Below are 12,846 nucleotides of genomic sequence, written 5' to 3' on the forward strand. Positions count from 1 at the left end.
CGAGCTAGGAGGATTGCACAGAGTAAAAAATATTATTTAATGCTGAGTAACTGATCGGCATAGAGTAAGAAAACCATGTCATCACCGGCACTGGTAGAGAGCCAGGTCAGGTCTAGGCCGGCAAATGCCTGCTCTGCAAATTCGCGTTCGTTACCGATTTCGACCATCAGTATACCATTGGGCTTCAAATGTTGCGCTGCACCAGCGACGATCTTGCGCACTAAATCCATGCCGTCAGTACCGCCAGCCAGGGCAATCTGCGGTTCATGCAGATATTCCTGCGGCAATTTACTCATGGAGCCGGAATTGACGTAGGGTGGATTGGTGATAATTAAATCGTATTTTTTAGCCGGAACCTTGGTGTACAGATCGGACTCTATCAGGGTAATTCTGTCTTCTAATTGGTAAGTGGCGACATTGCGGCGCGCCACATCAAGCGCATCGCCTGAAATATCGACAGTATCGACATGTGCATTGCTAAAGGCATCGGCCAACATAATCGGCAGGCAGCCCGAGCCTGTGCACAGTTCGAGAATATCGGTGATGGCGTCGGCATCTTGCACCCATGGTGAAAAATGCTCAGGAATCAGTTCGGCGATAAACGAACGCGGCACGATGACGCGCTCATCCACATAAAAATTGTAAGTGCCCAACCATGCTTCATTAGTCAGATAAGAGGCCGGCACCCGGTCTACTGCGCGCCGTTCTATCACGGCCAATGCCGCAAGTATTTCTTCTGGCAGTAAGCGTGCATCGAGAAAAGGATCTATCTTATCGAGTGGCAGTTTTAAGCTGTGCAGCAGCAAATAGGCTGCTTCATCGAGGGCATTGGCACTGCCGTGGCCGAAGAACAGCTCTGCAGTATTGAAACGGGTAACCGCATAGCGCAACAAATCGCGCAGTGTGGAAAAGCTCGCCGCGGCATGCGCGATGGATGGAGTGTTGGTACTAGTCATGTCAGTAAATTTTCTAAAGTGCGGCGGTAAATGTTTTTTAGCGGATCAATAAAACGCAATTCTATATGCTCGTCTATCTTATGGATGCTGGCGTTGGGCGGGCCGAACTCTATCACTTGCTGGCAGATCTTGGCAATAAAGCGTCCATCCGAGGTGCCGCCAGTGGTCGATAATTCAGTGTCTAGACCCGTCTCGGCTTTGATCGCCGCAGCCAAGGCTTCGCTCAATTCACCCTTAGGCGTCAAGAAAGGATGACCGCCCACTGTCCACTTCAAAGCGTAGTCCAGTTGATGACTGTCGAGAATGGCATGCACGCGCTGCTGCAAACCCTCTGCAGTGCTGGCAGTGCAGAACCTGAAATTAAAATCGATCACCACTTCACCGGGTATTACGTTGGAAGCGCCGGTGCCGCCATGGATATTCGACATTTGCCAAGAGGTGGGCAGGTAATAGTCATTGCCCTGATCCCACACCTCAGCAACTAGTTCAGCCATCGCAGGTGCGGCCAAATGGATAGGGTTTTTTGCCAGCTGCGGATAGGCGATATGGCCTTGTACACCTTTGATCGTCAACTTGCCTGACATGGTGCCACGGCGGCCATTCTTGATGGTGTCACCCAATAGGTCGACCGAGGTTGGCTCGCCGACGATGCAATAATCAATTTGCTCGCCACGCTCCTTGAGTAAGTTGCAAACGATCACAGTGCCGTCGGTAGCCGGACCTTCTTCATCGCTGGTAATCAGAAATCCAATTGATCCATTATGATCAGGCTGTTCGGCAATGAATTCTTCGCATGCCACCACAAAGGCGGCAACCGAGGTTTTCATGTCGGCCGCGCCTCGGCCAAATAATTTGCCATCTCTATGGGTAGGAGCGAATGGGGCAGATTGCCATTGCTCGACCGGGCCAGTAGGCACCACGTCGGTGTGCCCGGCAAATACCAGTAATGGCTGAGTACTGCCCTTGCGCGCCCATAGATTGGTGACTTCACCGGATTGTATAGTCTCGCAGATAAAGCCTAAAGGTTCGAGCAAAGCGATTAAGGTGTTTTGGCACCCCTTGTCTTCAGGAGTGACCGAGTCAAGTGCAATCAATTGCTCGGTCAGTGCTAGTGTTTTACTCATGGTCTCATGTTAAAAATAGAGTGATATTGTGCCGGCGAAAAACCGACGCTAATGCTTTGGATTCCATTGTTTTCACCTGACGTCACGTGCAACACCGGACGCTTAATTAAGGACGGTGATGCCAGCATCAGGGAAATGGCCTGTTCGGTATCTGTGGCGCTCGCTTTTTGCTCATCGCTCAATGCGCGCCAAGTCGTGCCCTTGCGATTAATCAGAACATCGAGTCCGACTTGCGTGAGCCACTGTTCGACCGTGCTGCGATCGAGTCCGTTCTTCTTAAAATCATGGAACACAAAATCGCCTTGATGTTCTTGTAGCCAGACCCGTGCTTTCTTTACTGTGTCGCAATTGGGAATTCCATAGAGCGTGATTTGCTGCGTACTTTGCATAGTTCTTACATGTTCAGAGTAAATTCGGTGAATGATGCCTCATCAGTTTTTTCTGGCTCAGGCTCTGCTTCCACAGGTGCTTGCACTACTTCGTTATTGAGTAGCCATAGCAAATTATTCGCTGAATCTGCATTGGCCAAACCTTCTTCCTGGCTGATTAAGCCATCTTTGATCAGTTGCATTAAAGCGCGCTCGAAAGTCTGTGAGCCTGGCGACAGACTTTTTTCGATTGCCTCTTTAATTTGAAAAATGTCGCCTTGTTCTATCAACTCAGCGACGTAACGCGTGTTAAGCATGATTTCAACCGCAGCACAGCGCCCACCGTCCGTCGATTTCACTAAACGCTGCGAAATAATGGCGCGTATCGAAGAGGATAAATCGAGTAGCAATGCGCCGCGATTTTCCATAGGGAAAAAGCTGATGATGCGATTCAAGGCCTGATAACTATTATTTGCATGCAAAGTGGCAAGTACCAAATGGCCAGATTGGGCATAGGCAATCGCCGCCAACATGGTGTCAAGGTCTCGAATCTCACCGATCAAGATGCAATCTGGGGCTTGCCGCAGCGAGTTCCTGAGGGCGGTTTTTAAGCTTTCGGAATCGGTACCTATCTCGCGCTGATTAACGATCGATTTTTTGCTCTTAAACAAATACTCAATCGGGTCTTCCAGTGTCAAAATATGCCCGGTTCGCACTTCATTGCGATAATCAAGCATAGACGCGATCGTGGTTGACTTACCCGAACCAGTGGCGCCAACCAATAAAATCAGGCCGCGTTTTTCCATGATTAACTCTGTCAGTACCGGCGGCAAATTGAGTGTATTTAATGCCGGGATATGTCCCGGCACAAAACGAAATACTGCCGATATAGAACCACGCTGACGAAATGCTGATAAACGGAAACGGCCTATGCCTGGTGCGCCGATACCGACATTGAGCTCATTGTCTCGCTCCAAAATTTCCATGTGCTCGGGCGAGACAACCTCATTGAGTAGCGAGAGTATCCCCGCCTGATCAAGTTTTTGCTGATTGATAGGCAAAAGATTGCCATTGAGTTTGAGATGGATAGGAGAATTGATGGCGAAAAACATGTCAGATGCATGTTTTTCTTTCATTAACTGAAATAAGCGATCCATGGCCATAATGTTTTCCTATCCTATTTTTTCAAACTAAATACTGTGGTTGCAGAGAGTCTGTCGCTTATACGCCGCGCAGTAGTTCATTGATACTGGTTTTAGAGCGAGTCTGTGCATCAACGCGTTTTACAATGACCGCACAATACAGGCTGTATTTGCCATCTGCAGACGGCAAATTACCAGACACCACTACTGAACCCGATGGAATGCGGCCGTAACTGACTTCACCAGTAGCTCTATCGTAAATTTTAGTCGATTGTCCAATGTAGACGCCCATAGAAATTACGGAATTCTCTTCTACGATAACTCCTTCGACTACCTCAGAACGGGCACCGATAAAGCAATTGTCTTCAATGATGGTTGGGTTCGCTTGCATAGGTTCCAATACGCCACCGATACCAACACCACCAGATAAATGGACGTTCTTACCAATTTGCGCGCAAGAGCCAACGGTGGCCCAAGTATCGACCATAGCGCCTTCATCGACGTAAGCACCGATGTTGACATAGGACGGCATCAGAACTACATTTTTAGCGATGAAACTGCCGCGACGGGCAACTGCCGGTGGTACCACGCGAAAGCCACCGCGGGCGAAATCTTCGGCAGTGTAATTGGCAAATTTAGTCGGGACTTTGTCGTAGAACTGCATGTGCTCGCCTGATGGCATGACGATGTTATCTTCGAGACGAAATGAAAGTAAAACAGCTTTTTTAATCCATTGATTAACTTGCCATGCGCCGTCTATTTTTTGCGCTACGCGCAAAATGCCACTGTCTAACTGTGTAAGTACGTGGGCGACGGTTTCACGCAATTCTGCTGGTGCGGATTTTGGTGAGAAATTGGCGCGATCTACCCAAGCTTGATCGATAATTTGCTGTAATTGTTGTGTCATATATGTAGTCAACTAAAAAATTAAATGAAATGGTTTTGAATTCTAAATTGCTTTATTTTGCAGCTAAATTTTTGGTGAAGGCCACTATGCGTTGCGCCGCTTCCATGCACTCTTCTACTTCAGCCACAAGGGCCATACGTATGCGATTTTCGCCCGGATTGATGCCATGCGCATCGCGTGCTAAATAGCTGCCCGGCAGTACCGTCACATTAAACTCTTGATACAGTCTTCTAGCGAACTCGGTATCCGAAATAGTCACTAGTTTATCGACTCTGGCCCACAGATAAAAAGCCGCATCGGGTAGCTTAACATCAAGCACTTCCTGGAGTAAGGGCGTGACCTGAGCAAACTTCTTGACGTAAAGCGCGCGATTTTCCTGCACGTGCTGCTCGTCGTTCCATGCGGCAATAGATGCCGATTGTATACTAGGACACATGGCACTGCCATGATAAGTCCGATATAAAAGGAATTGTTTAATGATCGCCGCATCGCCAGCCACAAAACCCGAACGCATACCAGGGACATTAGAGCGCTTGGAGAGGCTAGATAGTGTTATCAAACGTGGGTAGTTGTCGCGCCCAAGCATACGTGCAGCCTGCAAACTGCCCAAAGGTGCCTCATCATTGAAATAAATCTCTGAGTAACATTCGTCCGCGGCGATCACAAAACCATAGCGATCAGATAAAAGGAAAAGCTCCTCCCAGTCCTGTAGATTTAATACGGCACCGGTTGGATTGCCAGGAGAGCAGATATACAGCAGTTGCACCCGCTGCCAGATTTCTTCTGGAATGCTTTGATAGTCGGGTGCGAAATTGCGTGCCGGATCAGCATTCGCGAAATACGGCTCGGCGCCCGCCAAATACGCAGCGCCTTCATAGATTTGATAAAAGGGATTAGGGCACAGAACCAAAGGCGTCCCGTGCTGATTTTTATTTGGGTCGATTATCGTCTGAGCCAAAGAAAACAGGGCTTCGCGCGAACCGTTGACCGGTAAAATTTCGGTAGCTGGGTTCAAAGCAGGAATGCCATAGCGACGCGCCAGCCAGGCTGAAATAGCCTGTCGCAGACCATCTATACCAGCAGTGGACGGGTAACTCGCCAAGCCATCTAAGTGTTCAGTGAGGGCATTTCGAATAAACGAGGGGGTAGGGTGCTTGGGCTCGCCCAAGCCTAGGCTAATCGCTTTGTAGGCGGGATTTGGGGTAATCCCGGCGAACAGTTGTTTGAGTTTTTCAAACGGATAGGGTTGCAGTTTATTGAGAAAAGGATTCACTGAAGGCTTCAATAAGGAGTTCACTGCAAGAGCAAGAACAATTGTTGATTAAGAATAAGTGGAAATAAAAAACAAGATCTGGCAATCGATAATCATGGCTCGCCATTTGTGGTAGCAGCACTCTTATCTTTTTAGGGGGTATTTATCGTATTATACCGCCTCCGTAGCAGTGAAGCTGCTTAGCTAGAAGTTTGCTCGAAGTTTTTTAGATGCGCTTAAAAAGCGTCGAAAATGAAAAATCATAGGCTTCAAAATGATATGATACTTATGCTTATTACTAGCTTCAGCTGATTCAAAACGCCTAAATGCTAGCGGCAACAAGCTTGAATATCTGAAATATTGAGATGACTTTTTCTGACATCTATTTTAAAAGACCATAAATCTAAATAACGTGCGCTTATCTTCTCTTAAATTATCCGGATTCAAGTCCTTTGTGGATGCCACCAATTTTCAGGTGCCAGGACAGTTAGTCGGCGTGGTCGGTCCGAATGGTTGCGGTAAATCGAATATTATTGATGCGGTGCGTTGGGTTTTGGGTGAGTCAAAAGCTTCAGAATTGCGCGGCGAATCGATGCAAGACGTTATTTTCAACGGATCTACTCATAGAAAACCGGCAGGGCGCGCCTCGGTTGAGCTAGTTTTTGACAATAGTTTGGGTAAGGCAGCGGGGCAATGGGGACAATATGCGGAGATCGCCGTTAAACGCACTTTAACCAGAGACGGCACCTCTACCTATTACATCAATGGTCAACCGGTACGTCGACGTGACATTCAGGATATTTTTCTAGGTACAGGCTTAGGTCCGCGCGCGTACGCGATCATTGGTCAGGGTATGATTTCGCGGATCATTGAAGCCAGACCAGAAGAATTACGTATTTTCCTGGAGGAAGCGGCTGGCGTTTCACGCTATAAAGAACGGCGTCGAGAAACTGAGAATCGCATACAAGATACCAATGAGAACCTGGTTAGGGTAGAGGATATTTTGCGCGAGCTCAATGCCAATCTGGAAAAGCTTGAGGCGCAAGCGGCTGTTGCAAATAAATATCATTCTTTGCAGTCAGATCAGGAAGAGAAGCAGAAACTGCTTTGGCTACTGCGTAAGAAAGAGGCTGCATCTGAACAGCAAAAATATTTCGCTGAAATTGAAAAATCGCAGCTAGACCTGGAAGAGCAAACTGCCAAACTGCGCCATGTGGAGCTGGAGCTGGATCACATGCGTCAGGCGCATTATGCTGTTGGCGACAAGATGCATCAGGCTCAAGGCCACCTATACCAGACCAATGCGGAAATTGGCAGTCTCGAAGCTGAAATTAAATTTGTAATTGAATCGCGTAGTCGCCTGCAGGCCCAACTAGCCTCCTTAACCGCGCAGCGTGATCACTGGCAGCGTCAGGGTGAGCAGTTTCACGAAGATTTGGCGGAAATAGAGATCCAGGTGGAAGAGCTAGCCTTGCGTTCTGAACAAGCACAGGAAATCGCTCAACGGCACAACGATAAATTGCCGGAATTAGAGCAAATCTGGCGCAGCGCCCAAGTTAAAACTACCGAGTCGCGCGCTAAAATCATGCAATGCCAGCAGCAGATAGAGTTAGAGTCTGCACAGCAACGCAATGCATCGAGTATCTTAAATACACTTGCCGCAAGACGCGAACGTTTAGCGCAAGAGAAACAAAGCTTGGCCCTGCCAGATACTTCGCATTTGCAAAATATGGCAATGCAGGTCGAAGAAAAGAAACAGTCGCTGGAAGAGGCGACTATGCAATTAGAAGAAGCTCAAGAACGTCTACCGCAACTGGAAGAAGAGCGACGCGCAGCGCAGCAGCAAACCAATCAAGACGCGGCGCAGTTTGCCCAACTTGATGCGCGCCTGATGGCTTTGAAATCAATGCAAGAAAAGGTGCAGAGCCAAGGCAAGGTGCAACCGTGGTTAGAGAAGCACGAATTGGCCAGTCTACCCAAGTTATGGAAAAAATTGCATATTCAAGCTGGCTGGGAATCTGCCTTGGAAGCCATACTCAGGGAACGCACCAGCGCATTGGAAGTATCCAATTTAGATTGGGCGAAGGCTTTTTTTAACGACGCGCCGCCAGCTAAATTGGCACTGTACTCGCCTGTCATTACCGCTAATCCTTTTGTTCCTGAACCGGGTCTACGTGCTTTAGTCGATCTCTTGCAACTCAATGAAGCTGGCTTGCGTAGCCTGATGAATGACTGGTTGCATCAAGTGTATATCGCGGAAGACCTTAGTGCTGCCTTTGCTGAGCGCGCAAAGTTGCCGCTAGGTGCCTGCTTCATTACCAGGCAGGGGCATATCATTAGTCAAACCAGCGTGCGTTTTTTTGCTGCAGATTCTGAACAAGATGGGGTGTTGGCACGTCAACAGGAAATCGAAAATGTAGGCAAGCAATGCCGCGCTCAGCAATTATTGGCCGATGAGGGGCGGACCCGCGTGGTGCGCGCAGAGTCCTTGCACACTCAAGCTAGTTCATCTTTGCAAGAATTGAGGCAAAGAGTGGCGAGTCTGACGCAATCGCTGCATGCGCAGCAAATTGAGTTGATGAAGCTCACGGAAGTGCAAGAGCGTTTCAATCAAAGGAGTACTCAAATATCCAGCGATTTGGCAGAGATAGCCGCGCAGGAAAGTGATCAGCAGCAAGCCAGAGCTGAATCGGAAGAAAAATTCGAAACGCTTGATATGGAATTGGCTGAGTTACAGGAAACCCATGAGGATGGTCAAACCTTGTATCTCGAAAACGAGCAAAAACTCAATGATGCACGCTTGCGTTTGCGCGATCTGGAATTGGCTGCGCAGGAGATCGCTTTCGCCGAAAAAACCCAGCGCAACAAAATCGATGAACTCAAGCGCAGCAGCGCCACCGCGGTAGAGCAGGCCGGACAATTGTTTGCGACTATGCAGCAAGGCAAGCTAGAACTGGAGTCTATGGATGATCAGGCTGCCTTAACCGGGCTGCAATCGCTACTGGATAAGCGCAGTGATCAAGAACGGGTTTTGGCCGATGCACGGCATGAACTTGATCAGTTGACTCAAAAACTGCGTCAGAGTGAAGACGCCAAAATGCAGCTGGAACGTAGCTTCCAGCCACAACGTGAACGTATCATGGAGTTGCAACTCAAAGAGCAGGCCGCCCGACTTAATCAGGAACAATACGCGGAACAATTAGCTAATTTTGAAGTTGATGAAGCCGCTTTAGAATTGAAGCTTCATGCAGAAATGAAGGCGTCCTATTTGCAGGGTGAGCTGACGCGATTAACGAATGCAATTGCCGCGCTTGGCGCAGTGAATATGGCAGCTCTGGATGAATTGCAGCAAGCCAAGGAAAGAAAAACTTTTCTTGATGCGCAGTTTGCCGATTTGACCGAAGCCATTACGACACTGCAAGACGCGATTCATAAGATTGATATAGAAACCCGCGATCTGCTGCAAGACACCTTTGATAAGGTAAACCACCATTTTGCTGAACTGTTTCCGATTTTATTCGGAGGAGGGCAGGCGAAATTGATCATGACAGGTGACGAAATACTTGATTCAGGTGTACAGGTGATGGCGCAACCTCCAGGCAAGAAAAACGCTACTATCCATTTGCTTTCTGGTGGCGAAAAAGCCCTGACAGCAACCGCCTTGGTGTTTTCTATGTTCCAATTAAATCCGGCACCATTTTGCCTGTTGGATGAGGTCGATGCGCCTTTGGATGATTCTAATACGGAACGATTCTGTAATATGGTAAAACGTATGGCTAAGAACACACAATTTTTGTTTATCTCTCACAATAAAATTGCGATGGAAATGGCGCAGCAGTTGATAGGCGTCACCATGCAAGAACAGGGAGTTTCTCGTATCGTTGCGGTGGATATGGAATCTGCCGCACATTTAGTCGGTGAGGTACAGGCAGCATGACAGATTTTCAATTAGGTTTAGTGGCGATGGGCGGCACCTTTGTAGTTGGTGTGCTTATATTTAACAAGTGGCAGGAATATAAAGCGAAAAAAAGTGTGGATCAGGCCTTTTCTGGCTCACATGACGACGTTTTGATGAATGCCGATCTAGCATCGGCTCCATCCGAAGTCCATGTGCGACACGAACCCCATATGGAGCAAGATGTAAACGCAGAACAAGAACCTGGTGAGCCGGTTTCCCGCGCAACAGCACAGCCAACTACGCGCCAAGAAAAAGACTTGGCAGTTGATGAACTGATCGATTGCATCATCCCCTTAGAATTCGATGCGCCTATGCGCGGCGAGAAACTCCTCGCTGAAATCAGCTCTTTGCGCTACGTAGGTAAAAAGCCGGTGCATTTTATTGGTTTGGGTCACGACGGTGAACGCGAAGAAATCGCGCATGGCGGGGTCTTCACTGCCTTGTTTGCAGGTGTGCGCATGGTGAGTCGGGCCGGCCCTTTGAACGAACTCGAATATTCTGAATTTGTCAGTAAATTGCGCGAGATCGCTGATAGATTGAATGCCCATTCAGACATACCCGACATGAATCAAGTCATGGCGACGGCGCGAGATTTGCATCAATTCGTATCCGAACATGATGCACAGTTAAGCGTAAATATCTTATCCAACGGTGCACCTTGGGCAATTAATACTTTACTGGCGGCTTTAGAGAAGCAAGGTTTCGATGTGCGACCTGATGGGCGTTTGGTCATGCCTGATGGTGATGGTGGCGTACTATTTAGTTTATCGACCAATGTCAGCATGAGCGAAAGTCTCACTTCACGTTTGACCTTATTACTCGACGTCCCATGCGTGGCGCCAGATAGAGATGGCTTTGGTGCTATGTCGGCCTGTGCCAGATCACTGTCGGCGAGGTTGGGCGGCACCGTCGTGGATGATGGGAATCAAGCAATCTCGAAAGCCGCACTCGATGAAATCGCTGAGCAAGTCAGTGAATTCTATACTGCAATGGCAGAGTCGCAGATACCGGCCGGTTCTGTACGCGCACAACGTTTGTTCAGTTAGCCGTATGCAAGATGATTTTTTTAAGGCATCCGAAACTGCCGATGAGTTATTCAGTAAGCTTACTATTCGCGCCGAGTATTTGCGCCAGGAAATAAATCGCCATGCGCATGCCTATTACGTCGCAGATGCGCCGCTAGTCCCAGACGCGCATTACGATGCGCTGTTCTTAGAACTGCAGACATTAGAAGCGCAGCATCCTGAGTTAATTACCAAAGATACGCCGACACAACGTGTCGGTGGCATAGCATTGCCAGAATTTAGTCAAGTGCAACATGCGGTGCCTATGCTGTCTTTGAATAATGGCTTTGAGGCGGACGATATTTTGGCCTTCGATAAACGCGCCAAAGAGGGTTTGGCGACGTCAGAAGAGCTGGAATATGCGATAGATTTAAAATTCGATGGCTTAGCCATTAATTTGCGTTACATCGATGGTGTGTTTAGCCAAGCCGCAACACGTGGCGACGGGTATACCGGCGAAGATGTGACCGAGAATATTCGCACCATACGCAGTATTCCACTGCGTCTCAATACCGCACATCCGCCAGCAGTCTTGGATGTGCGTGGTGAAGTGTTGATGTTTAAAGCGGACTTCGATCGCTTAAATCAGCGTCAACGCGACGCTGGCGCCAAAGAATTTGCTAATCCACGCAATGCGGCGGCGGGTAGTTTGCGTCAACTAGATTCTAAGATTACCTCGCAACGCAGTCTGAGTTTTTTTGCCTATGGGATAGGCGCGCTTGGAGCTGCCGACTTACCTGCATCACATCGCGATTTACTCGACTGGTATCGTACTTTGGGCATCCCTGTGTGCGAGGAAAATGCGGTGGTCCGCGGCGCCTCTGGCTTGCTAGCGTTTTATGAACAGGTCCAGCAAAAACGCAGTGCCTTAGCTTACGAGATCGATGGGGTGGTGTACAAAGTTAATGCGTTTTCAGAGCAGGGAAAGTTGGGGTTCGTTTCTAGGGCACCACGCTTTGCGATTGCGCATAAATTCCCGGCGCAAGAAGCCTTAACCACGGTCTTGGATATTGAGGTGCAAGTCGGTAGAACTGGTGCGATCACGCCTGTGGCTAGACTGGCTCCAGTGTTTGTCGGCGGTGTCACGGTGACCAATGCGACCTTGCATAATGAAGAAGAAATACTCAGAAAAGACATACGCATAGGCGACACCGTGAGCGTTCGACGGGCTGGAGATGTCATTCCTGAAGTAGTCGCAAGTATCCTCGATAGTCGCCCCGCACATGCAACGATGTTTGTCATGCCAACAGTCTGTCCTATCTGTGGATCGGCTATCGTCAAGCTTGAAGATGAGGCCATCGCTCGCTGTTCGGGTGGCTGGCTTAAATGTGCCGCCCAAAAGAAGGGGGCTTTGTTTCATTTTGCCTCGCGCAAAGCGATGAACATCGATGGTGTGGGCGAGCAATTGATAGAGCAATTGGTAGACAAACAGTTGGTCACAACTGCTGCTGATCTGTATAAATTGGATACTGCCAGCTTGTTCAAAATGGACAGAATGGCAGAGAAGTCGGCTGCAAATATTCTGGCGGCACTAGAAAATTCGAAATTGACTAGCCTGGGCCGCTTTATTTATGCATTAGGCATACGCCACGTTGGTGAGACGACGGCAAAAGATCTTGCACTTAGTTTTGCCGATATTGATAAGCTCATGGCTGCCAACGAAGAGCAATTATTGAATGTTCCTGAAGTTGGTCCGGTGGTGGCAAAGTCGCTTTTGCTATTTTTCTCAGATCAGCAAAATGTGGACATCGTCAGGCAATTAATTGCCTCTGGCGTGCATTGGCCGACAGTCACTCCAACCAATGATAGTAACTTGCCCTTATTAGGCAAAACCTTGGTCTTAACCGGTAGCTTACCGAATTTAAGTCGCGAGCAAGCGAGCGGATTGATAGAGAAAAACGGCGGAAAAGTGGCAGGCTCGGTGTCAAAAAAAACCAGTTATGTGGTCGCTGGTGATGATGCTGGTAGTAAGCTAGTAAAGGCAAGAGAACTAAATATCAGTGTATTGACAGAAGCCGAGTTGCTGCTGCTCTGCAGTCCAGCATTAGAGGAGTAATATGCCACTGCTTTACTGT

At 48.5% G+C, this 12,846-nt stretch carries 9 protein-coding genes; 3 read left to right on the forward strand and 6 right to left on the reverse strand.

Annotation, left to right across the window (positions count from 1 at the left end):
* Positions 1-32: 32 nt before the first annotated feature.
* Genes prmB through dapC form a run of 6 tightly spaced genes read right to left on the reverse strand, consistent with a single transcriptional unit; the run spans position 33 to position 5,770 of the window.
* Positions 33-956, reverse strand: a complete 924-nt coding sequence (prmB, locus tag EJN92_RS19515) for a 50S ribosomal protein L3 N(5)-glutamine methyltransferase (RefSeq protein WP_126129357.1) — start codon at positions 954-956, stop codon at positions 33-35.
* Entirely contained in the window at positions 953-2,080 is a 1,128-nt protein-coding gene (dapE, locus tag EJN92_RS19520) for a succinyl-diaminopimelate desuccinylase (RefSeq protein ID WP_126129358.1), read from the reverse strand. Before dapE ends, prmB begins: the two co-directional genes overlap by 4 nt.
* On the reverse strand, positions 2,077-2,469 hold the full coding sequence (locus EJN92_RS19525; RefSeq protein ID WP_126129359.1) for an ArsC family reductase: 393 nt from the start codon (positions 2,467-2,469) through the stop codon (positions 2,077-2,079). Before EJN92_RS19525 ends, dapE begins: the two co-directional genes overlap by 4 nt.
* Positions 2,470-2,474: 5 nt before the next feature.
* On the reverse strand, positions 2,475-3,611 hold the full coding sequence (locus tag EJN92_RS19530) for a PilT/PilU family type 4a pilus ATPase (protein ID WP_126129360.1): 1,137 nt from the start codon (positions 3,609-3,611) through the stop codon (positions 2,475-2,477).
* A gap of 58 nt (positions 3,612-3,669) precedes the next feature.
* The gene (gene dapD, locus EJN92_RS19535) at positions 3,670-4,497 is read right to left on the reverse strand and encodes a 2,3,4,5-tetrahydropyridine-2,6-dicarboxylate N-succinyltransferase (RefSeq protein WP_126129361.1); all 828 of its coding nucleotides are present in this window, start codon (positions 4,495-4,497) and stop codon (positions 3,670-3,672) included.
* Positions 4,498-4,549: 52 nt separating this feature from the next.
* A complete protein-coding gene (dapC, locus tag EJN92_RS19540; protein ID WP_126129362.1) occupies positions 4,550-5,770 on the reverse strand; it encodes a succinyldiaminopimelate transaminase in 1,221 nt (406 codons plus the stop codon).
* Positions 5,771-6,161: 391 nt separating this feature from the next.
* Between dapC and smc the strand changes: the two genes are divergently transcribed.
* The 3 genes from smc to ligA are packed head-to-tail and all read left to right on the forward strand — an operon-like array spanning position 6,162 to position 12,827.
* Positions 6,162-9,686 (forward strand): chromosome segregation protein SMC, encoded by a 3,525-nt coding sequence (smc, locus tag EJN92_RS19545; RefSeq protein ID WP_126129363.1) that lies wholly within the window; start codon positions 6,162-6,164, stop codon positions 9,684-9,686.
* On the forward strand, positions 9,683-10,753 hold the full coding sequence (locus EJN92_RS19550) for a cell division protein ZipA C-terminal FtsZ-binding domain-containing protein (RefSeq protein WP_126129364.1): 1,071 nt from the start codon (positions 9,683-9,685) through the stop codon (positions 10,751-10,753). Before smc ends, EJN92_RS19550 begins: the two co-directional genes overlap by 4 nt.
* A 4-nt stretch (positions 10,754-10,757) precedes the next feature.
* A complete protein-coding gene (ligA, locus tag EJN92_RS19555; protein ID WP_126129365.1) occupies positions 10,758-12,827 on the forward strand; it encodes an NAD-dependent DNA ligase LigA in 2,070 nt (689 codons plus the stop codon).
* Positions 12,828-12,846 lie beyond the last annotated feature (19 nt).

The sequence above is a fragment of the Undibacterium parvum genome (assembly GCF_003955735.1).
Classification (GTDB): domain Bacteria; phylum Pseudomonadota; class Gammaproteobacteria; order Burkholderiales; family Burkholderiaceae_D; genus Undibacterium; species Undibacterium parvum.